We start from the raw sequence: 21522 nt of genomic DNA on the forward strand, positions 1-21522 counted from the left end.
TTTGCACGGCCGGGTCATGTATCCCAGGAGCCTGTTGAAGTACATGACTTCCCTTTGCACGGCCGGGTCATGTATCCCAGGAGCCTGACGGAATACAGGACTCCCCTTGCACTGCCGGCTCATGTACCTCAGAAGCCCAATGTAATACAGTACAACCCGTTAGAATGGGGAGTCATGTACCAGCCCTGACTTCCCCTCCCTTCTCATAGAACCGCCATAGCCAATAATACTATCAGTTCAAACAAAAAAGCCACAGCCATCAAGGCCATGACTAATCGCTATCTTCACTTACAAAACTCAGTCCCCCGGAATAATACCCTGCTACATCAGGATGACTTTCAAGCTCCTTCCTCCCTTTTTCTGTCAGGGAATAGGTTCCGCGGCTGATTCTTTCAAACCAGCTGTAGTAGTTTTTATGGAGGATTGATTGGGTTTTATCACCGGTGCCCATATCGCGGAGCTTCTTTGGCGACAAGGGGCCAAAGCGCTTCAGGCAGCAGGCGATGTGGATGCAATTTTCTTTGTAGGCGGTCATGATCTTTGTCTGGGTGACTCCGCCCACATTATAGTCTCCGTTCCGCCCGCTGATTTCGGACAGCATTCTATCTTTCCTTTTCTTGTTGAGGCGGATGCTTTTTTTGCGGTCGAATGCTCCAGGTTCAATCAGGGTTTCCATTCTGGCGGAACCCGCCTGGAAAGAAACTATGATAAGGCCAAGCTCAAGCCGCCGGATGAGATGGCTGATATCATTCCACTTTTTCGACCGAAGCCTGTATTTTGGCTTTGGGATAGCAATATAGACCTGGTCGGAGAGCTTTTGCCTTTTGGCCGCCTGTACCAGCAGCTCGACTGTCAGATTAAGCTTCAGCTCAACAATGATGAGCTCTTCTTCTTTCACAGCCACAACATCACAATCATGAACCTCTCCATAAACCTCATAGCCGAGCGCGGAAAAATGCTTTTGTATTGGCCTGTATAAATCTGCTTCATATCTTTTTACATTTGTGTTTTTCATTGCTGCTGCCTTTCTGTCTAATTGTTTCTTTTAAAGAAGTTCGAGGCCGCTATAAGGAGGATTCCTCCTATAATAACAGGTATGGACAAATTGCTTACAGCGGCTGGCACATCCCCGATATCAAGAAGCGGATTGACGGCAAAACCAGCTGCAAAAAGGGCCATACCCAGGAAATATAGTGTCTTGCCTGTTTTCGAAAGGCGGTTGATCATTAATATTTGCCTCCTTTATACTAAACGGCTTTGGTAACCGGCATCTCCCTCTGCTGGTGATTCATGCGGTTAAGGAGGGTGCCGGCCGAAGCAGCCAGAATTTGCTGAAACAGCATGCCCATGATGACCGGGACTGCGACCGGGGCCGGAAAATAGGCGATGGCAAGCACGGCACCTGCACTGATATTTCTCATCCCGCTGTTGTAGGTGAGCGAAATGATGCCAGCTGTTTCTTCTTTCATGACCCTCCCTGCGAGAAAACCTAGAAGGTAAGCAGTGATAGACAGGATAAGTACAGCAGCTGCTATTCCCCATAGCTTGCTGGAAAGTGTCTTAAGATATGGGGCAATGGCTGAACTATTGATGGCGACCACCACACCGATGCCAATTTTCGAAAAAGGTGATAAGTACGGATTCAATTTTTTAGGTGCTGCGCCTTTCGACAGCTGATTGGCTGCCATTCCCGCAATGGACGGCAGCACAATCATCCAAAGCAGCCCTCCCATCATATCGGCTGCATTCATCTCTACCGATGCCCCTGCAAAGAGATGCAGAATGAATGGCACTGCAAACGGGGCGATCATAGTGTCGACAAGAATGATGCATAAAGTCAAGAAGGTCTTGCCTTTATAAAGCGTCACCCAGACGAGGCTGGTGATGCCGGTTGGAATAACAAAGGAAAGGATCAGCCCTGTCCTCGTATAAGCATCTTCCGGAAAAAAAAGCCTGCCAGTGCCATATGCCGCAGCGGGCATCACCAGATGAAGGAGCACCAGGCAGATAATGATCGGAAGCGGATGCAAAATGACCTTTTTCAGATCGCTGAAGCTTGAGCCGAGGCTTCCGGAAAAAGTCATGAAAGCAAATAGCCATGGCACGATAAAGACGAGATTATGAAGCTGATCTGCAAATGTGATGCCGAGAAGAACGGCCAGCGGCGTCATGAACGGCATAAATTTCTGTAAAAATCGGTTTAGCTTATCCAGCATAATTTCTCCTCCGGCCTTTGTGGTTTAAAAAGAAGGTGAACGGGTATTACCCTTTTGGGGCTGGAGGATTTCCGCCTAGTTCATCGATCAGCCTTTCAGCTGTCCTTCTATACATATTGCCCATATGGACGAGCGAGAGGATCAGGAGGATCTGTTCAAGCTCGCTGCTGCCTGCTTCCAGCTCTTCTGCCTGTTCGCGTGCCAGGCGGCCGCGGAGCGGGACATCTTCTTTAAAGCCAGCAAGATTCTGTTCTGCGAGCTGGAGATAGCTGCTGTAAAACTCCTCGATCCGGAGATTGCCTTTCAATGCCTTATTATTCGCCCCATCCAGGGTCTGTTTGATATCCTGGATGGACAGGGACCCTTTAAGCTGATAGATGAGGCTGATCATCATGAGCTGTTCACGGGAGTATTTTTTATTTTTGACCGGGGTGAACAGCTTTCCTTTGGCATAATTGTTGATCATCGTTTTGGTGAGGACCTTTTCCCCTTCATTGCGGGTGGCTGAACCAAATGTGTTCTCAAAAAGCTGGATCACCTGATCCATATACAAATCGATGCTTGGAAGCTCTTCAGGCAAAAGCTGCCTTTCAAAGCCAAGGGATTCGATCAGTTCTGTCATATTGTTTTTATCCATAGTGTTTAACCCTCTAGCTTTCTTTGTAGTGCGCTTCCTTTATTTTACCATAAGTGAGAACTATTTGTTGACGGGAAGGGATAATCGTTATATCATGATAAGTAGTTATCAATACTACGTATCGTTATGTAAGGGGGAATTGTCTTGAATTCTTATATCCGCGAGCCAATCAACGGGCTCACACATCTTGCTGGCGCCATCCTGTCGTTCATCGGCCTGCTGGCAATGGTCATCAAAGCCTCGATGGTAACTTCATCTGCCGTCGCAATCGCATCATCAATTGCTTTTGGCGTCAGCATGATCCTTCTGTATTCTGCTTCAGCCACGTATCATATGGTGATTGCAAAGGATAAGGTAATCGCATTCCTGCGCAGGCTTGACCACTCAATGATTTTCGTTCTGATTGCCGGATCTTATACTCCCTTCTGCCTTGTGAGCCTGAATGGCACTACAGGCTGGGTCATTTTTTCCATTGTCACCCTTGTAGCCGTCTGCGGAGTCATTTTCAAAATGGTGTGGTTCAATTGCCCAAGATGGCTTTCAACTGTCCTGTATATTGCGATGGGCTGGATCATTGTATTGGCTTTCTCACCGCTTTCAGATGCAATGTCCTTCCACGGCGTGTTCCTTCTATTGCTTGGTGGAATCTTCTACACGGTCGGCGGCATCATCTATGCAGTCAAGCCCAAATTCCTGGAGTTCAAACATATGGGCTTCCACGAAATCTTCCATGTATTCATCATGATGGGCAGCATGGCCCACTTCCTCAGTGTTTATCTTTATGTGCTGTAAAAGAGGCTGAACGGATTACCCGTCAGCTTTTTTTTTATTACCAGCAGGCTTTCAGTCATACTTATGATGTTTATTTAGTAAGGCGAAACCTTTTAATCCCTTTTCGCCTTTTGATGAAACTTCAGACAGCTCCTCCTGTGTCTGTCCCAGGGCTGAAAGAACAGAACCGGCAGCCTGAATCCAGCTCCCTGAAATATCGAGCGATTTGCCTTTATAGCTCTCTTCTGCATCCGGATATGTTTGAAAGGCATCGAGGATAAGAAATGTGCCGAATGCCTGAAGGGAATTGCCGGTGGCCTGCAGGAAACTGCCAATGATCTGAAAGGTTCGGCCTTCTGCAGTAGGATCAATCAGCTCATCACCAAGCACAGTGATAGATCCCAGTGCCTGTATCAGATTTCCTGTAATGATAAGCTTTAATTCGTTTTCTTCTCCAGGATTTAAGACTAGTCCGGCAATTACGGATAAATTGCCGGCCGCCTGCAGTTCATTTCCTATTTTCTCCAAGGAAGGCTGGTCTTGTCCGTCCGCCTCCAAAGCGCTTCCTGCTGCCTGCAATTCATTGCCGACAATGATCAGTGCCTCTGCTGCGCTATCATCCAAAAATAGCCACTCTGATGTCCCAATAGCGGCTATAATTGTCCCGGCAGCCTGGGTCCAGGCGCCGGCAATCTCCTTTTTCTGATTTTTCATGAAAGATTCCCGCCTGTTCTGCTGCTGTCTTAACAGGAGTGGCCGATGTCCGCCCTTGCCTCAGTATATTCATGAGCTGCTCAGCTGGTCATCTTTCTGTTCAGCTATTATTACTTATAGCCTTATCTTGGGGAGGAGAGTATAATAGGATTAAAATTCAGTATATTGCAATAATTAGGCTGGAGAGGAGCTGGCTATGAAAGAAATAATGATCGGCATTCTTGCCTCCGTGTTTTTTGCGGTCACATTCATTCTCAACAGAACAATGGAGCTTGCAGGCGGAAGCTGGCTTTGGAGCTCTTCCTTAAGATTTATATTCATGGTTCCTTTTCTTGTTATCATTGTAGCTTTGCGTGGAAATGGGAAGCAGCTATTGGCAGAAATGAAAAAACATCCTTTCTGGTGGCTGTTATGGAGCTTTTTTGGATTTGTCCTTTTTTATGCCCCAATCACATATGCGGCAAGCTATGGACCCGGCTGGCTTGTTGCCGGCTCCTGGCAGCTGACGATAGTGGCAGGCACCCTTCTTGCCCCTTTGTTTACTTCTGGAGGCATTGAAGGAAAAAGAAATAAAATTCCCTTTAGGGCCCTTTGCTTTTCGCTTATCATTCTGGCAGGAGTCATCCTTATCCAGCTCCAAAAAGCAGACACTTTGTCTCCCGCTGAAATGGCTGCAGGAATCCTGCCTGTAGTGGTGGCTGCCTTTGCTTATCCGCTCGGAAACCGGAAAATGATGGAGCTTTGCGGAGGCAGGCTTGATACCTTCCAAAGAGTGCTGGGGATGACAATCGCCAGCCTCCCTTTCTGGCTCATTATCGCAGCTGCAGGCTACGCAAATGCCGGCCTTCCTTCCTCGAGCCAGCTCTTGCAGACCTTCATTGTCGCCATTTCATCCGGTGTCATAGCGACAACCTTGTTTTTCATTGCAACTGACCGCGCGCGCCATGACCAGTCAAGGCTCGCCGCAGTGGAAGCGACACAGTCGACACAGGTGCTGTTTGTGATGGCAGGTGAAGTTCTCGTATTTTCGGCACAGGCACCTGACACCCTTTCTTCTGCAGGACTGCTGGTCATTGTAATCGGAATGGTGCTGCACAGCCGGTTCTCGCAATCCAAAGCTAAGCCCTCAATGGCAATTCCGGCTGCACCTGTTAATAAACAGGCTTGAAATTACAAAGGACGAGACATTTCAATTGTCTCGTCCTTTTTCCATGCCAAAAAAATCTTTGCTTTTATTCTCTGCAAGCACTTGGTGGAAAGGACATTTGCTAAGTGCACTGTCATCATCCCTCAGGAAATATTGCTGCCACTCATAATTATTCTCGCTTCCATAACTGTTTAAATGGGGATGGGCCCCGATACTGTCGTAAGCTGCCAGCCGGTCGCGTATTTTGCTTTTTACCTTTGCAGCACGCTCGGGGGCCGAATTGAACTCTTCCAGCACCCAGCGCGGTGTGATTGCCAGCATGAAATAAGGAAAGTATCTGCTTTGCCTGTTTACGTGCGCAGGTGTGGCGCAATACATGAAATACTGTTCACCATGGCTGCAGAACTCCCAAAGCGGATCGTGCGGGTCCTCAGGTATATGCGCAGGCCATTTTTCCCTGTCCCTCTCGGCTAAAAGATTCAACTGCTGCCAGAAAAGTTCTTCAAACTCCTCCACCGTTCCATGCTCCGCCAGCTGTTCATTTGTTTCAAAAAAGACAATGAGCGAAGTATAGCTGCCAAAGCTCCTTGAAACTGCTGTATACTCCCTCATCATTTCTGCCAATTCGCCTGCTGAAGAAATACTCCGCGGATCTCCGGCAAATCCATAGCGAAGCTGCTGAAGGGCATATCCCTGGGTCGCCGGGATACATGGGAATCGATCTTTTTTATTGCCCAGCTTTGACTGGAATGCCCTTAGTGCATCTTCTTCCCAGCAGTCAGTTTTTTTCAAGCCGGATATGTCGCTGATTAAAAGCATGATCATCCCTGCCTCCTGTTTGCTCTTTCATCATATTCAGGATGGTCTGTAAATGGGTTTGTACAACAAAAAACCGGGCTCATACGCCGGCAAATTGAATACCCGTTTCCCTGTAGGACTATACTGATAAGGTTTTTTACTAACTAAAATCAAGGAGATCATAATGGAACATATCGCTTATACCCACTCTACTGAAAAAGTTTTGAAGCTCCCTTTAACTGCACGGCCACTGGTGAATCCCGATGATGTCTGGGTCCCTGAAGGATACAAAGTGGAAGTGGCCGCTGCCGGCCTGTCCTTTCCGACCGGGATGGGATTTGCGGAGGATGGCACCCTTTACATATTAGAAGGCGGAAGCACCTGGCCGACAAGGCCTGCCCTCCCGCCAAGGATTTTAAGCCTGGATCCTGATGGAAAGCTCGAAATTTTTGCGATTGAGACATTGGGCGGACCACGCGGAGTCGTCTGCAGGGAAGACAAACTGTATATATCCTGCAAAGGCGGCTATCTCGCCCGCATTGTGGCATATGACAGAAAAACGAAGGAGCGCACCGTCCTTCATGAAAAAATACCGAGCGGCGGCTGGCATGAACCTGGAGGACCCGTTTTTGGGCCGCATGACGGATTATTGTATTTTGCCAATGGATCCGTTTCCCAAAACGGCGTCTGCCTCCCTGCAGGCTTTACGGTCGATCTTGCTAAACATCCTGAAGCCCATGATGTCCCTGGAGCGGATATTACTTTGACAGGCCATAATGTCACATCCCGAAACCCTCTCATGCCCTTCCCTTACTTAACAGAGACAGGCGCTTTTAAGCCATTCGGGACACCAGCGCAGAAAGGAGAAAAAGTCAAAGGGGAATTATGGTGCTCAACGGGCCTCTGGAGATCCAAACCGGATGGAAGTGAACCAGAATTGCTGGCCTGGGGACTCAGAAACCCATATGGACTGGCTTTCAGTGAAGATGGCGAATTATATGCCTCAGATAACTGCCTGGAGGAAAAAGGCGAACGGTCGATCGCCGGAGACCCTGATAGAATCTGGCACATCCGCAATGCCAAAACAAAGCATGGATCAGTAAAAACGCCGGACTGGTACGGTTTTCCAGACTACCGGGCAGATGGCGTACCTGTATGGGATGAACGCTGCAAGCCGGCAAATGGGAAAGCAGCTGAGCAGCTGATTGAGAATCCACCTGAATGGGCCGGCCCTCCGGTTTACCTGGAGAAGCCTCATTCGGCTATGACAAAAATGGAGTTTTGCACTTCCGATTTCTTCGGTCACCGCGGGAAGCTGTTTGTAACAGAATGGGGTACCTACGCTCCCCTCAACACCCCGCACGAGAAAGACCTGAATAACGGATTCAGGGTGGCGATGGTTGATGTTAAAACAGGAACTTCTGAGGTATTCCTCCGCAACCGGGCCCCGGGAGCTGCTTCCTATTCAGGCACAGGCGGAATTGAAAGGCCGGTTGACTGCAAATTTCACCCGGACGGAAAAAGCTTGTATGTACTTGATTTCGGCTACTCCCCTGTGACAAAAGGATACATCCAGGCATATGGCCATACGGGAGTTTTATGGAAAATTACAAAGGAATGAACGGAGGGAACGATATGCGGGAACATAAAGCCATTCTTATTGAGCTGGGTGAAGATTATATTGAAATGCAGAAGAATGAAATGGAAAAATGGTTTGAACATATCCTCACAGCCCAAACCGCTCTTGAGGTTATGCTGGCAAAAGCAGTGCCCTCTATCCGGGAGCCCCACATCAGGGAAGCTATTGAAAAAATACAGAAGTCGCAGCAGCATCATGGGGAAAGTGCGGAAAACCTTTTTAGCATTATAGGCCGCACAGCCGATGACCGTAAAGACCGGATTCTCGGCACGGTGATCGGCAAAGTGGAGGAAGCTTTACTGTCTTTTCAGGACTTCCTCGCTGGTGCAAAAGGATCATGGCAATCCTTGCATCACCTCCTCCTGTTAAACCAGCAGGCAATGGGCGCTTTTGCCGTTGGCGAACAGCTCGGCCTTTCAGTCGGGAGCAGGGAAGTTGCTGACGCCTGTTTCCTGATTGTCCATGATAAAACGATGCACCAGCTGCTGCTGCAGGAATATATGCTGGAAATGGCTCCCATCTCAATTTTATATAAAGAACAGGTATAAACCCGCACAGGAGCGCATTGCCTATAAGGGGGTGGAAAAATGATCAGAAAATGGTTTTTGGGATTATCAGCGGCAGAGGAGATGTCCCGTCATTCTAATACGGTCAAAATGGTGATGGGTGCGATCCTGGGAGGCTTGGCGGCAATATTTCAATCAGCCGGGCTTTTTGGCGGTGCAGGCTATGCGCTCAGCATCCTGACCACATGGCCCATCATTATAGCCTGCTTTCTATCAGTGCGGATCGGCCTGCTTACGTATTTGCTCACAATTATGATGCTTGCTGTCCTCCAGCCTTCTGAACTTTTCGTATTCCCATTTACCACCGGCTTGCTTGGCATCAGCATCGGCATTGCCCTTAATAGGCTGAAACGGCCTCTGGCTGCCATCTTATTTGGAGGTGCATCCCTGACAGCCGGCATCTTATTCCTTTTGTATGTGATTGGTTTTCCGATACTTGGCCCTTCCCTTTCAGGATACTCCGCATTGCTGACGGGCGGAACTATATTCCTGTTTGGCCTTGCCTACAGCAGCATATGGCTCTGGCTATCCCTCGCCACAATGAAGGCGCTCAACCGGACAGTTCGGAAGAAATCACCGGAGATGACATGAAAAAGGCTGCCGTTTAAGGCAGCCTTTGAACATGGACTTCATCTTGTCCTTCTTCAGTTTTGCGGGCAAAATATTCTTTCAGCATGGCTTTGTTTTCAACAATATCTTCAAGTGTATACTGATCCAGCACCTTTAAAAAACTTTCAAGCGCGTGATTTAAAATATGCTTCAAGGAACAGACAGGTGTAATCACACAATTATTGTTATGGTCAAAGCATTCAACAAGATAAAAATCTTCCTCTGTCTTCCGGACTATTTCCCCGATATTTATATCGGCCGGGCTTTTTGCGAGCTTGAAACCCCCGTTGCGACCCCGGACAGTTTGGATATAGCCCATTTTCCCAAGATTATAAATGATTTTCATTAAATGGTTTTTTGAAATATCGTAAGCTTCAGCGATTTCCTTTATGTTGACGAGCTTGTCATTTTGATGTGAAGCGAGATATATTAATACTCTTATTGAATAATCCGAATAGGTTGTCAGCCTCATGATTTTCCCTCACATTCTGTTCTTTCCCCATCTTATCACAATTGTGAACAAATCTTAAACTTTGCTGTTCTGCTCTTTAAAAGATGTATTTGAAATATTGCTTTTTGGTTATCTGGCTACTAAAATAAAGATGTATTTAAAATACTACTTAAGCAAAGAAGGGATTCAGCAATGCTATCTCAAAAGACCATTGACACTATCGTATCAACCGTTCCTGTATTGGAAGTAAAAGGAACGGAAATAACAACCGTCTTCTACCGAAACTTATTCTCAAGTCATCCGGAATTATTGAATATCTTTAATCATGCCAATCAGCAAAGGGGCAGACAGCAGACTGCACTTGCCAATACCATTCTTGCAGCAGCGGTTTATATCGATAAGCTTGAAGTCATTATCCCTGCAGTGAAGCAAATAGCCCACAAGCACAGAAGCCTTGGGGTCAAGCCTGAACATTATCCTATTGTAGGAGAACATCTTTTGGGAGCAATCAAAGAAGTGCTAGGCGATGCGGCAACTGATGAGATCATCGGAGCATGGGCAGATGCCTATGGCGTAATTGCCGACGCCTTTATCGGAATCGAGAAGGAAATGTATGAAGAAGCAGCCAGCCAGCCTGCAGGGTGGATTGATTTCAGGGAGTTTACAGTCATTGATAAAGTGAAAGAAAGCGATGTTATTACCAGCTTCTACTTAAAGCCGTCAGACGGTTCAACTGTACCGGCCTTCTTGCCTGGACAGTATATCACCTTACGCATTGGCATTCCTGGTGAAGAATATCTGATGAACAGGCAGTACAGTCTTTCAGCAGCACCTGGCAAAGATTATTTCCGGATTTCTGTCAAACGGGAAGCAGAAAGAAATACACCTGAAGGCAAGGTCTCCAATTATCTTCATGATGCTGTTGAAACAGGCAGCATTATAGAAGTGACGGCCCCAGCCGGTGACTTTGTACTTGCAGCTGATGCTGATGAACCGGTTGTGTTCCTTAGCGGCGGTGTCGGAATCACTCCTTTCATGAGCATGATCAATTCTATTGCTGAGCGAAACCCGCGACGCAAGGTAGATTTTATCCATGCCTCCAGAAGCAGCAGCCACCAGCCGTTCAAAGAGGAACTGTCCTCAGTTGAAGCTAAACTTGAAAACAGCACGCTTCTGTATGTATACGAAAAAGCTCAGGACACTGACCGCCAGGATGCCCGCTTTGCTAAAGAAGGCTATATAGATGCGGACTTCCTCCGCGAAATCCTGATTGATGGTGCACACTATTATGTATGCGGGCCGGTTCCGTTCCTTCGTGCCATTGTCAAAGGATTAAAAGAACTTAATGTAGAAGAATCCCAGATTCACTTTGAATTCTTCGGACCGGCTTTGAATCTGGAAGAATAGGAATTTATGAACAAAAAGAAGCTGGCGGTCCTTTACGGGTTCGTCAGCTTCTTTTTTGTAGTGTTTGAAAACAGGTGTGGTGTGGCTTGGGTGATCTCCGGGTGAAAATGAGAATGTGCGGCTGTTTTGGTGATTTTCAGGGGAATTCCGGCTGTTATTATCAGCAGTTAAAACATTATAGGAATTTTATTGAGTTTACAGCCGTGATTGCTGGCTGTCTGGTATGGCTGGACCTTATGAGCAGCGGTCAATTTCTGTTTTCTTTATCAAAGTTCGGATTATTTCATTCATTTGCGGGATTATTTTAATCAATTCGCCCGATAATTTAATCAATTGGCCCATTAATCTACCATTTCAACAATACCAGAGCTCATGCGGCGGTTCCGATAAGTCCCTCGGACTAACCCGTATGCCTCAAACGATTCTAAGCGGACCTTGCCAGGTACAATATCATCAAACCGCCTTGCCATCTTCCCCCACTCTCTCCGCCATCATCCTGATTTCCGCCATCTTTTCCTCCTGAGCACTCCTGCTCAATCGGTATTCATCCTCCAGCAGGCTCCAGAGCAGCCTGTCTTTTTCATCGGCGGCGAGACCAAGCCTCTTGATTTCCACCCGGCATCTTCCAAGGAAATCTGTATAAGCTGCCCAAGACTCGTCAAAAAATCCCTCTAAATCTTTTTTCAGCTTCCGGGTCAGCTTGGGGCTGGTGCCGCCAGAGGTTACAGCAATCTGGAGCCCGCCCCGGCGTACTCTTGCAGGGAAAACAGCATTGCCGGTTTCAAATTCGTCAACCACGCAAACCAGCTGATTGACCGGGAGACCCTTATACAGCTCATCATTGGCACACCGGTCATTTGCGGCCAGTATTGCAAGGAAGGCATCAGCGAAATCTTCAGCCTTAGCCTTACGTTCAATGAGAGCATATCCTTTCCTATCAGCCATCAATAATGCTTCCTCCGAAAATGAGGGGGCAATGAAAGTGATGTCAGCCCCCTCCTCTTCAAGTACACGCGCCTTCCTGGCCGCAATCCTCCCTCCGCCCGCGATAACTACTTTTTTCCCTCTTAGATCAATGAACAGGGGCTGCATCTCGTTCCTCCTTCCCTGCTGCACGAGCAATGACGATTTTTTCTATTGCAGAATGCCTGCTCAATGAGCCGGTATGTATGATCTGCATACCCTGCTTTTTCCTTTTCCTTACCGCGTTCTCAATTTCACTAAGAAGGAGCCCGCCGAATAATAAATAAGGAACTGCTATGATTCTTCCCCGGCTATCGGCACAAACACCCTCAAGCCCTTCATCTAAAGTTGGAGAAGCCGCAGCCAGAAAACAAACCTTCACCATGGCACCAGTTTTATCAGCGACGCCACTTCTAATCTCTTCAAACGCTTCAATGATAGAAGGATCACTGCTCCCCCTCCCAACAAGCAAAACAGAATCCTCTTTGGAAAGCACCATTGCTTCCTGAAATATCAAATCACATACTGCATCAATAATCGTCTGCTGGACACCAAAGGGATCGGCCACTTCAACAGGTATGTCAGGAAAATTATTTTTTAACTCTTTCAGAATATCCGGGATATCTTCTTTTATATGCCCCGCTGATAAAAGAAAGATCGGAACCACCCTGATGGAGGAGGCCCCCCGGCGAATACATTTTTCGTAAGCTTCGCCAATCGACGGTTCTGCAAGCTCCAAAAAGCTGATTTCCTGGATCCGTGAAGAAGATTTGCTGATAATCCTATTCAAAAAGTCCCTTGCCTCCTGTGCCCCCTTTTTCGAGCGGGTGCCATGCCCTATATAAAGAATCGCTTCCATGTTCCTCCTCCTTTATATTCCCTGTATGACCGGGAGCTGGTGTACAATTTCTTCTTCAAACCAATGAAGCTTTTTGTGCAGCTTGACGACTTCCCCGATAACAATCATGCTTGGGTTGCTGATGCCGGACCGTTCAACAAGCGGCACAATTGTCTCAAGTGTCCCAGCTACAGTCTGCTGGCCAGAAAGGGTGCCCCAGTGCACGAGGGCAATGGGCGTATCCTTTTCCTTGCCGTTTTCGAGGAGCTTGGCAACGATATTAGAAAGATGTGATACTCCCATGTACACACAGATGGTGTCTACTGCCCTGGCGAGATGGGCCCATTGATGCTCTGCTTCCATGTCTCCAGCCTGATGGCCTGTCACAAAGGCGAAGCTTTTGCTGAGGGTGCGGTGCGTGACAGGGATCCCTGCGTAGGCGGCGGCCCCGATGCCAGCCGTTATCCCGGGAACTATTTCAAAGGGGATGTCATTATTGGCACATTCCTCCGCCTCTTCCCCTCCACGGCCGAACACGAAGGGATCTCCGCCTTTCAATCTGACAACATTCAGTCCCTTTTTGGCAAATTTCACAAGGAACCGGCTGATTGTTTCCTGTTTCATTGTATGATAATGGGGGAGCTTGCCGCAGTAAATCAGCTGGGCGCCTTCTTTCGCGTGCTCAAGCAGCTTCGGATTCACCAGCCGGTCATAAAGGATGACATCCGCTCCCTGGATGCAGCGAAGACCCTTAACGGTAATCAGCTCGGCTTCCCCCGGACCTGCCCCGACCAAATATACTTTTCCTGGCATCACTACCACCCTTTCTCATCTTCATCAAATATATATCCTGCATTTTTTGCAGCGCGTTTCTTCTCTCTTAAGGCCACTTCCTGTACACCGGGTTCTTTCAGATAAAATTTCTCAAGCTCAACATCCAATTGACGGAAAGCCGCCTCGTCATTTTCAGCGAGGATGACAGCGGCAATCTCCTTCTCCTCCAGCTGCACACTGAATCTATAAAGATAGGCCATGGGCTTCTTTTCCCAATATGATGTCCAGCTGCTGCTGGAAAAGCTCCAGACCGGCCCTGCCGACGAAATCGAAGAAGGATTCCCCGGCTGCCTTCTCTTTTTTGAAAAATTGCAGCAATTCCTCGAGTACATCTGCCAGCTTTTCCGCTTCTACTTTTCCCTTCAGCTTTTCATTGAATTTGCCGCCGGCATTCAGGGTTCCTCCTACATAAATCTCGTAAGCTTCCACCATTTCTTTTTTTTCATTCCGCACCTTCATCCCCTGCAGGCCAATATCGGCAATCTGCCTTTGACCGCAGGAGTTCGGACAGCCTACCATATGGATCCTGACCGGCACATCGAGGGCGATCCGGTTATCCAGCTCTTCAGCTATCACGCGCATCCTTTCTTTTGTTTCAACAAGTGCCAGATTGCAATATTCAATCCCGGTGCAGGAAACCGCGTGCCCGATAAAAGAATTGGGATTGATGGTGATGCGGCTGAAAATCGGCTCTTGTAGCAGTGCTTCAACGTTTTCCTCAGCTATATTGGGAATGATCAGATTCTGCGAATTGCACGTCCTTATTTCTCCGTTCCCATATTGGGCAGAAATGCGTGAAAGCTCGAACACTTCATCAGACGACAGGCGCCCCACCGGCACATTGAATCCAAGGAACTTCAGGCCGGGCTGTTTCTGGTCATGGACACCGTAAAAATAGCCGGCATTCCAGCCTGCTGCAGGCTCTGTTCCTTTTTCAGGAAGAGGGCCTGTGAACTCCAGCAGCTTTTCCTTGAATTTCTCTGGACCCCAGTCTGCCATAAGGAATTTTAGTCTGGCAAGATGCCTTTTTTCCCGGTAGCCGTAGTCCCTGAAAATCGTTGTTACGGCAATTGCTGTTTCCAGTGTGCGCTCAGGCTCGATAAATACATCCAGTGTTTCTGCCAGATACGGTCGTGAAGAAAGTCCGCCGCCAACCTTGAGGTGGAACCCTTTTCTCTGCTCGCCATCAATCACCTTGACCGCCGGGGTAAAGGATACACAGTTGATTTCCGCATTAGAAGCATTATGCAGATTAGCTGAAATTGACATTTTATATTTTCTCGGCAGATTGGAGAAATCTTCATTCTTCTGAAAATAGGTATATACAGCTTTGACAATTTCAGTGGTATCAAACAGTTCATGCGGATCAAGCCCGGCAATAGGGTTGCCGACAATTGTTCTTGTGATGTCACCGCATGCCCCTGCACTCGAAAGGCCGACAGCCTCCAGCCTGTTGAAAATATCAGGGATCTGCCCGATTTCAAGCCAGTGGAATTGGATTGCCTGCCTTGTTGTAATATCAAAGACGCCGCGCCCGTAGTCCCGGGCAATTCCTGCCAGTGCATCAACCTGCGGCTTCGTCAGGATGCCGGAGGGGACGTTCACCCTCATCATGAAATAGCCATCCTCCTTCGGGCGCTGCAGATACAGACCTGCCCATTTGAACAGGTCCCATTGATCCTTTGGAATGGATTCAAAGCCGTTTTCTGCATAATAGGGAATATCATTAAGAATTTCGAGTCCGTCTTTTTCCAGCTTTGCTTTTTCCGTTTTGTTCAGCTTTTCATTATCAGCCCAATGCTTTACATATGCCATTCTAGCCCCTCCTTAAATGATACCCTGCTCTTTTAAATAGATTAATATCTTTTCAGCCGCCTCTTCTGGAGAAAGCTGGTCAGTCCGAATGATAATCTCCGGTTCTTCCGGTTCTTCGTAAGGAGCGTCGATTCCTGTAAATCCCTTGATTTCTCCGCGCCGTGCTTTTTGGTACAGCCGCTTGGGATCCCGCTTTTCACATTCTTCCAAAGGGCAGTCAATGAAGACTTCAATGAATTCCCCTTTTTCAGGAAAAAGGCTCCGCACCAGCTCCCTGTCCTTCCGATAAGGTGAAATGAATGCTGTACAGACAATCTGGCCGCTGTCTGTAAACAGCTTTGCCACCTCACCGATGCGGCGGATATTTTCATTTCTATCCTGCTCTGAGAATCCGAGGTCGCGATTGAGTCCATGGCGGATATTATCGCCATCCAGGACATATTCAGCGATGCCTTCCTTGAAAAGCCGGTGGCTGACGATATTTGCGATCGTTGATTTTCCTGATCCGGACAGGCCGGTAAACCAGAGTACACAGCTGGCATGGCCGTTCTGCGCTCTCCGTTCTTCCTTTGTGACTGCAGCTTCATGCCAGGTCAGATTCAGTGATTGTGCCATGTTAGCGTCCCCCTTAAACCGTTTCTTTTTCCCGAAGGCCTTCAATCAGTACCTCTATCACTTCTTTCCTACTGAAAGAGGAAGGCGGGATCTCTCCTGCACGGAGCATTTCCCTGACCTTTGTGCCTGAAAGAACCACCCTGTCATCTGCTGTATGCGGGCAGGTCTTGTCGGAAGCCATGCCTTCGCACACATTGCAATAGAAGCTATGTTCAAAAAATAACGGCTTGATTCCCAGCTCCTCTTCGGTAAATTCGCTGAATATATGCTGGGCATCATAGGTTCCGTAATAATTTCCCACTCCGGCATGATCGCGCCCGACAATAAAATGGGTGCAGCCGAAGTTCTTTCTGGCGATGCTGTGAAATATAGCCTCCCTCGGCCCCGCATACCTCATGGCTGCTGGATAGACTGCCAGCTGGACACGGGATTCAGGATAATAATGCTCCAGCAGCACCCGATAGCTTTTCAGACGGACATCTGCCGGTATATCATCCTCCTTCGTATATCCGACGAGAGGGTTGAGGAAAAGGCCGTCGACTGTTTCCAGGGCAGCTTTCTGGATATATTCATGGGCCCGGTGCACCGGGTTGCGCGTCTGGAAGCCCACAACCGTTTTCCAGCCTTTTTCGGCAAATAATGACCGTGTTTCTTTTGGTGTCAGCCAGACATCTGCGAACTCTCCTTTATCAGGATTTTTAATCAATGTAATTTTTCCTGCAGCATAGGTGCCGCCTCGTTCAAAAAGCTTTTTAACCCCAGGGTGCGCCCGGTCAGTTGTCCGGTAGACAGATAGTGCCTCTTTTTCAAGATCAGGCTGATAAAGCTCTGAAAGTTCAAGAATCCCATAGGTTTCTCCTTTATGATTCAGCCTGCAGGTATCGCCTCTTTGAAGCTCTTCTGCTTTATCTGGAGTGACTGGCAGTGTGACCGGTATCGGCCATACTGTCCCGTCTGCAAGGCGCATCCTTCCAACAACAGATTCATAGTCTTCTTTTCCCAGAAAACCTGCCAGCGGGCTGAAAAGGCCGCAGGCAATCAGCTCCAGGTCGCTTAATGCAACTGAGTCTATTTCTATCTCCTTATTCGTGTACTGGACGGGATAATTTGGATTAAATGCTTCAATGAGTTTGCCTCCATGAGGCATAGGTAGTGACATTTTCATCAGCCTTTCCTTGCTAATTTGTAAGTTTCATTTTCCGGCAGGGCCGCGGTCTGCCTTCCCATCAGGAAACGGACACCGAATACAGAAATGAGGACCCCAGCCATGGCAACAATCGGATAAAAGTCGTGCTTGATCATGATCTGGATCAAGGTATAGCTCAGGACCATCGATAGGACTGGCGACACAAGCCATACACCGAGCAGCCTGACGACGATTTCTTTCTGGAAAACAGAGCGCCCCTGGCCGGCAAAGCCGATTCCGATGATGGAGCTTGTCGTGATCTGGGTCAAAGGGACGGGAATCCCGAACAAGGATGCTGCAGTGACAATGCCTGCCCCCGTACCAGAGATAATGCATCCTTCCTCAAGTTGGATATCAGTTATTTTCTTTCCGTTTGTCTCCAGCACTTTGCTCCCGAGAAAAATTGCCCCGGCAGCAACGAATATGCCGCCCCATAAAATTCCTTGCCCTGAAGAGAGAATGTCAGCGCCAACAAGGGGGCCGACCGCATTGGCAACATTGTTCATGCCGGCCGAAAAGGCTTCAAACAATCCCATGAGAGCGACCAGAATGCCAAGGAAGCGGATGGTGCCCGGCTTTTTGGCTTGTTTGGACAAGCGGAACATCCTGAGCAGCTTCGCGGCAATGACAGCAATGATAAAGGCTGCCAGCGGCGTTAGAAGCCAAAAGGAAATGATCCACAAGAGCTTGGAAGCAAATAAGGATTGATAAGCAATCCCTGCTCCGACAACCGATCCGACCGTCACCTCACTCGTCGAAAGCGGGATGCCGAAAATATTGGCCAGGAATAGCGACAGTGCTGCCGAAGCAAGGACTATCAGGGCAATGCTCACCGTGAAAGTGCTTTTCGGCACAATCCCGCTTCCCATCGTTTTGACAACCTCGCCCCCTCCGAGCCAGGCGCCAAGGAATACGGCTGCCCCGCAAAGCAGCAGGGCAGTTTTTCTGTTTTTAATCGACCCGGATCCGTAGGCGATCCCCATCGAGGCTGCTGCCCCGCTTGCTCCTATATTCATGGCAAAGAATAGTCCAACAGTCATTGCTATTGCTGCAAGCATGGTCGTGCCCCCCTTTCACCCGGAATGCAGGCCGCATTCCGTCTTGCCGGTCCCGGCCCACCTGCCTGCCCTGCTGTCCCCGCCATCTCCTGCAGCCCTTGTACAGGGAAAGCAGCCAATGCTTGGATACCCATTGTCATGGAGGCTATTATAGGGGAGATCTTTTTTTCGGATATGCTCCCACACATCCTCCCAAGTCCAGTGGATTAGCGGACAGATTTTCACATTATGGAATTTGCTGTCCTTGTTTAAAAATTCCGCCCCTGCCCTGGAGGCAGACTGTTCCCTCCTCAGCCCGGAAATCCAGGCCATTTTGCCTTTCATGGCTTCCTGGAGCGGGATGATCTTCCGGATGCTGCAGCAGCGGTCCGGCTCTTTTTTCCACAGTGCCGGTCCATAGGCTACCCGCTGATCATCCAAAGTAAGGGCCGGCAGCTTCCTTTCAATATTCAGCTCAGGAAAACGCTCCTGCACCCTTTCGATGACTGCATAAGTTTCTTGAAAATGAAGCCCGGTATCCAGGAAAATTATATGGGCATCAGGCTTTATTGCCTGGATCAGATCAATCAGCACAATCGCCTCTGCCCCGAAGCTTGATGCATAACTGATTTCCTGCGGGCTGTAATGGCTGAACGCCCATTCCAGCACATTTTTTGCCCCTTTGAATCCATCATCTTCAGGGAATGACGGCGGTTCCCAGTGTGTGTACGTTACGGTGGTGCTCATTTCAGTGCTCCTTTCATGATGCCTTCTGCTTTTGGCCTGCTTTTTAACAAGAAAAAAAGGCAGCCTTCCTCCCGCTTCGGGAGAAAGACCGCCTCTAGTTTGTCTAGTCAGCGCGCTTTATTAGATTGAAGGCGAACCTTTTCATTCTTCTCGATTTGAATGACCTTGCCATCCTGCACCACAAGTGTGATGCTTCCAAACTTAACAGACTGCAGCATCCTTTGCAGATGTGCTGCCACTTCCTCCCAATCAGCATGCTTCAGATCGGCTCGCCTCCTTTTTGAATGGCTGGGATGGGCACAAGGAGGAAAAAGAAAACGCCTTTTCCAACAGGAAAAGGCGCATTTCACATACTTGCACCTTATCTCCCAAAATGCTGGACATTTTGCTGGAATTGGCACCTTGCTTTTAGCAGGTTGCCGGGCTTCGATGGGCCAGTCCCTCAGCCACTCTAGATAAGTGATATAATCAGGAGCGTTTGCTCTGATTTATTTTGTTGAAATTAATCCTACCATACCCATATGATTTGTCAACGAGTTAGCGGAAAGTTTTCTAATTATTTTTTCAATTAGGAAAATCTGCTCATTTTATCTGATTCTCAAACTCCCACTCTTCTTTGCCGATTAAATAAAGAACCAGCAGGATGTCTTCCAGCTGCCTGAATGATTTCCTTGCTGGATCGATATCGAGCTTTGGCAGAAGCGTATAAGAAAGTTTCTTTGTGAGCTCTTCTCTTTTGCCTATAGGGAGCTGGAGCAGTCTTTCACTATAGGTTTTTAAAAGCTTCCATTCCTCGGCGCCAATTTTCCTGACAGTCCACTCGTCCATATATAAATCTTCCTTTTTCAGGCCTCTTTCCCGGATTTCTTTTTCAATCTCAGTCATTTTACCCGGCTTCTTCTTTTTCCGTTCATGCACGACCACAGTACCTGCAGCCAGATCGCCGACCCGTTTATGCCTGGAATGAAAAAACACCAGCAGGATGCCAAGCAGATAGTACACCGGCAGGGAGTCGATGATTCGCAGGAGATTGCGGATAAAGCTTGAAAGCAAAGTGATGCTCTGCCCGTTATCCTGGATGACCCGGATGCCCATGATCTTTTTCCCCGGTGTCCTTCCCGCCCAAAAAAATTCAAATACAAAAAAATAGCTCCAGTTGACCAGAAAAAGGCAGATAAGCATAATGGCGAATGGCCATGAAAGGAAAGTATCATCTAGAAAGAACGCAGCAGCACTGGAAGCATAAAAAATAAATAACAGAATGCTGGCCAGATTGAAGACCATGAGAATCAGCTGATCGATGATGATGGCTCCAGCCCTGCTGCCAAGTCCGGCAGGCTGGAACTGAAGCGATACATATTCAGGTGTTTTGACAAGGATTGTTTCTGTTTGCATGACGCACCCCATTTCCTGGAAGTTTTGCCTGTATCTCTCTCTCCCTATGACTTATAATGGAGATACAACTTTTATGGTTACAGGCAGGTGATTAGTTTGAATAGTAAACAGTTCATCAAGCAGCATCGGGAAAACTGGCAGGAGCTGGAGGAGCTGCTCGCCAGGATGCAAAGAAGGAAAGCGGCAGGAACTGATCTGGCCCGGTTTGACAGGCTGTATCAGAAAGCGGCACAAAATCTTTCATTCTCCCGGACTTTCTTTCCAGACGAAGAAGTGACTTTTTATTTAAATGATCTTGTCGCAAAGGCGCATAATCTTTTATATAAAAGCCAATCCTCCAGCATGGCTCAGCTGAAAGATTTTTTACAGGTCAAGTTTGTGCGGCTGCTGTTCGAGCAATGGAAATTTGTCGCAGCCAGCATGCTTCTTTTCGCATTGGGCGGCCTGGGCAGCTTCTTTGCTGTCATCCATGATCCGCTTTCGATCCATTCCATTCTCCCGGCTGAGATGTCAGGGGCGATAGATCCCCAGAGGCTCGGCGAGAATGAAGGGGCGGTCGATTCTGCCGTCATGTCAGCAAGCATCATGACCAATAATATCCGTGTCGCGATCCTGGCATTCGCCGGCGGCATCACCTTCGGCATTTTGACCGTCTATCTTATGATTTATAATGGCATCATTGTAGGCGCCATTGCCGGCCTGTTCTGGTCGCACGGCAAATCTTATGAATTCTGGGCCTATATTGTCCCTCATGGAATGATAGAGCTTACCGCAATATTCATAGCGGGTGGCGCCGGCCTGCTGATGGGCTACAAGCTTCTTGTCCCCGGCAGATACTCCCGCGGTTACCAGCTGAAAACCCAGGCGAGAAGGTCGGTGCAGCTGCTGTTGGGAACTATTCCGCTCTTCATCATCGCCGGATTGATCGAAGGGTTTATCACCCCTTCTCCTCTTCCGCTCGAAATGAAGTATGCTGCTGCCTTCCTGACGGTCCTCGGACTGCTGTTTTATGCATGGTCCGGCTGGCTCCTGGATCAAAAACGAAAACGCATTGGACATCCCCTGCAAGCTCAATGAAACCTTGCAGGAGGATGCTTCGGCTTTCTCCCTAACGGCTTCGTGGTCCGACAGCTGGCT

Annotated in this window: 25 protein-coding genes and 1 riboswitch; of the genes, 7 read left to right on the plus strand and 18 right to left on the minus strand. The window is 48.2% G+C overall.

Annotation, left to right across the window (positions count from 1 at the left end; genetic code table 11):
• Positions 1–271 precede the first annotated feature (271 nt).
• The 4 genes from CYJ37_RS03300 to CYJ37_RS03315 are packed head-to-tail and all read right to left on the minus strand — an operon-like array spanning position 272 to position 2853.
• Entirely contained in the window at positions 272–1015 is a 744-nt protein-coding gene (locus CYJ37_RS03300) for a DUF2161 domain-containing phosphodiesterase (protein ID WP_101547828.1), read from the minus strand.
• A 17-nt stretch (positions 1016–1032) separates the two neighbouring features.
• Entirely contained in the window at positions 1033–1227 is a 195-nt protein-coding gene (locus tag CYJ37_RS03305) for a hypothetical protein (protein ID WP_101547829.1), read from the minus strand.
• Positions 1228–1247: 20 nt separating this feature from the next.
• Positions 1248–2216 (minus strand): bile acid:sodium symporter family protein, encoded by a 969-nt coding sequence (locus CYJ37_RS03310; RefSeq protein WP_101547830.1) that lies wholly within the window; start codon positions 2214–2216, stop codon positions 1248–1250.
• Between the two features lie 46 nt (positions 2217–2262).
• Complete coding sequence (locus CYJ37_RS03315; RefSeq protein WP_180827231.1) at positions 2263–2853, minus strand: DUF1836 domain-containing protein; 591 nt, start codon at positions 2851–2853, stop codon at positions 2263–2265.
• 144 nt (positions 2854–2997) lie between these two features.
• Here CYJ37_RS03315 and trhA point away from each other — a divergent pair, with 144 nt between their 5' ends.
• On the plus strand, positions 2998–3645 hold the full coding sequence (trhA, locus tag CYJ37_RS03320; protein WP_101547831.1) for a PAQR family membrane homeostasis protein TrhA: 648 nt from the start codon (positions 2998–3000) through the stop codon (positions 3643–3645).
• 51 nt (positions 3646–3696) lie between these two features.
• On the opposite strand, the gene CYJ37_RS03325 is transcribed toward trhA, so the two are convergent.
• Complete coding sequence (locus CYJ37_RS03325; RefSeq protein WP_257964157.1) at positions 3697–4338, minus strand: DUF6944 family repetitive protein; 642 nt, start codon at positions 4336–4338, stop codon at positions 3697–3699.
• A gap of 196 nt (positions 4339–4534) precedes the next feature.
• On the opposite strand from CYJ37_RS03325, the gene CYJ37_RS03330 reads away from it, so the two are divergent.
• Positions 4535–5506 carry a DMT family transporter gene (locus CYJ37_RS03330; protein WP_101547832.1) on the plus strand — a complete coding sequence of 324 codons (972 nt, stop codon included), beginning with the start codon at positions 4535–4537 and terminating at the stop codon, positions 5504–5506.
• Between the two features lie 21 nt (positions 5507–5527).
• On the opposite strand, the gene CYJ37_RS03335 is transcribed toward CYJ37_RS03330, so the two are convergent.
• Entirely contained in the window at positions 5528–6310 is a 783-nt protein-coding gene (locus CYJ37_RS03335) for a YqcI/YcgG family protein (RefSeq protein ID WP_101547833.1), read from the minus strand.
• Between the two features lie 157 nt (positions 6311–6467).
• Here CYJ37_RS03335 and CYJ37_RS03340 point away from each other — a divergent pair, with 157 nt between their 5' ends.
• The 3 genes from CYJ37_RS03340 to CYJ37_RS03350 are packed head-to-tail and all read left to right on the plus strand — an operon-like array spanning position 6468 to position 9079.
• On the plus strand, positions 6468–7904 hold the full coding sequence (locus tag CYJ37_RS03340) for a PQQ-dependent sugar dehydrogenase (RefSeq protein WP_101547834.1): 1437 nt from the start codon (positions 6468–6470) through the stop codon (positions 7902–7904).
• A 14-nt stretch (positions 7905–7918) separates the two neighbouring features.
• Entirely contained in the window at positions 7919–8470 is a 552-nt protein-coding gene (locus tag CYJ37_RS03345; RefSeq protein ID WP_257964158.1) for a hypothetical protein, read from the plus strand.
• A gap of 39 nt (positions 8471–8509) precedes the next feature.
• On the plus strand, positions 8510–9079 hold the full coding sequence (locus tag CYJ37_RS03350) for a hypothetical protein (RefSeq protein ID WP_101547835.1): 570 nt from the start codon (positions 8510–8512) through the stop codon (positions 9077–9079).
• Between the two features lie 13 nt (positions 9080–9092).
• Here CYJ37_RS03350 and CYJ37_RS03355 read toward each other — a convergent pair whose 3' ends face one another.
• Positions 9093–9569: an RrF2 family transcriptional regulator gene (locus tag CYJ37_RS03355; RefSeq protein WP_101547836.1), complete on the minus strand. Its 477-nt coding sequence runs from the start codon at positions 9567–9569 to the stop codon at positions 9093–9095.
• 171 nt (positions 9570–9740) lie between these two features.
• Here CYJ37_RS03355 and hmpA point away from each other — a divergent pair, with 171 nt between their 5' ends.
• The gene (hmpA, locus tag CYJ37_RS03360; protein ID WP_101547837.1) at positions 9741–10955 is read left to right on the plus strand and encodes an NO-inducible flavohemoprotein; all 1215 of its coding nucleotides are present in this window, start codon (positions 9741–9743) and stop codon (positions 10953–10955) included.
• Between the two features lie 453 nt (positions 10956–11408).
• Here the strand turns inward: hmpA and CYJ37_RS03370 are convergent, their stop codons facing one another.
• The 11 genes from CYJ37_RS03370 to CYJ37_RS03420 all read right to left on the minus strand — a co-directional run bounded on the left by CYJ37_RS03370 (position 11409) and on the right by CYJ37_RS03420 (position 20385).
• Positions 11409–12047: a precorrin-2 dehydrogenase/sirohydrochlorin ferrochelatase family protein gene (locus tag CYJ37_RS03370; RefSeq protein WP_101547839.1), complete on the minus strand. Its 639-nt coding sequence runs from the start codon at positions 12045–12047 to the stop codon at positions 11409–11411.
• Entirely contained in the window at positions 12028–12777 is a 750-nt protein-coding gene (locus CYJ37_RS03375; RefSeq protein ID WP_101547840.1) for a sirohydrochlorin chelatase, read from the minus strand. Before CYJ37_RS03375 ends, CYJ37_RS03370 begins: the two co-directional genes overlap by 20 nt.
• 12 nt (positions 12778–12789) lie before the next feature.
• The gene (gene cobA / locus CYJ37_RS03380) at positions 12790–13569 is read right to left on the minus strand and encodes a uroporphyrinogen-III C-methyltransferase (protein ID WP_101547841.1); all 780 of its coding nucleotides are present in this window, start codon (positions 13567–13569) and stop codon (positions 12790–12792) included.
• A 2-nt stretch (positions 13570–13571) separates the two neighbouring features.
• Positions 13572–13790 (minus strand): DUF3906 family protein, encoded by a 219-nt coding sequence (locus tag CYJ37_RS03385; RefSeq protein ID WP_101547842.1) that lies wholly within the window; start codon positions 13788–13790, stop codon positions 13572–13574.
• Positions 13774–15405, minus strand: coding sequence for a nitrite/sulfite reductase (locus tag CYJ37_RS03390; protein WP_101547843.1), 1632 nt, complete (start codon positions 15403–15405; stop codon positions 13774–13776). Before CYJ37_RS03390 ends, CYJ37_RS03385 begins: the two co-directional genes overlap by 17 nt.
• Before the next feature lie 12 nt (positions 15406–15417).
• Positions 15418–16020, minus strand: a complete 603-nt coding sequence (gene cysC, locus CYJ37_RS03395) for an adenylyl-sulfate kinase (RefSeq protein ID WP_101547844.1) — start codon at positions 16018–16020, stop codon at positions 15418–15420.
• 13 nt (positions 16021–16033) lie between these two features.
• Positions 16034–17179: a sulfate adenylyltransferase gene (sat, locus tag CYJ37_RS03400; protein WP_101548415.1), complete on the minus strand. Its 1146-nt coding sequence runs from the start codon at positions 17177–17179 to the stop codon at positions 16034–16036.
• Positions 17180–17184: 5 nt separating this feature from the next.
• Complete coding sequence (locus tag CYJ37_RS03405; protein ID WP_101547845.1) at positions 17185–18264, minus strand: inorganic phosphate transporter; 1080 nt, start codon at positions 18262–18264, stop codon at positions 17185–17187.
• Positions 18265–18279: 15 nt separating this feature from the next.
• Positions 18280–18990, minus strand: coding sequence for a phosphoadenylyl-sulfate reductase (locus tag CYJ37_RS03410; RefSeq protein WP_101547846.1), 711 nt, complete (start codon positions 18988–18990; stop codon positions 18280–18282).
• A 107-nt stretch (positions 18991–19097) separates the two neighbouring features.
• Positions 19098–19229, minus strand: a complete 132-nt coding sequence (locus tag CYJ37_RS03415) for a YezD family protein (protein WP_009793599.1) — start codon at positions 19227–19229, stop codon at positions 19098–19100.
• Positions 19230–19348: 119 nt separating this feature from the next.
• Positions 19349–19452, minus strand: a riboswitch (SAM riboswitch).
• Between the two features lie 120 nt (positions 19453–19572).
• Positions 19573–20385 (minus strand): RDD family protein, encoded by an 813-nt coding sequence (locus CYJ37_RS03420; protein ID WP_257964159.1) that lies wholly within the window; start codon positions 20383–20385, stop codon positions 19573–19575.
• A 96-nt stretch (positions 20386–20481) separates the two neighbouring features.
• On the opposite strand from CYJ37_RS03420, the gene CYJ37_RS03425 reads away from it, so the two are divergent.
• Positions 20482–21462 carry a stage II sporulation protein M gene (locus CYJ37_RS03425; RefSeq protein WP_101547848.1) on the plus strand — a complete coding sequence of 327 codons (981 nt, stop codon included), beginning with the start codon at positions 20482–20484 and terminating at the stop codon, positions 21460–21462.
• Positions 21463–21522 lie beyond the last annotated feature (60 nt).

The sequence above is a fragment of the Bacillus sp. UMB0728 genome (assembly GCF_002858875.1).
Taxonomy (GTDB): domain Bacteria; phylum Bacillota; class Bacilli; order Bacillales; family Cytobacillaceae; genus Bacillus_AB; species Bacillus_AB infantis.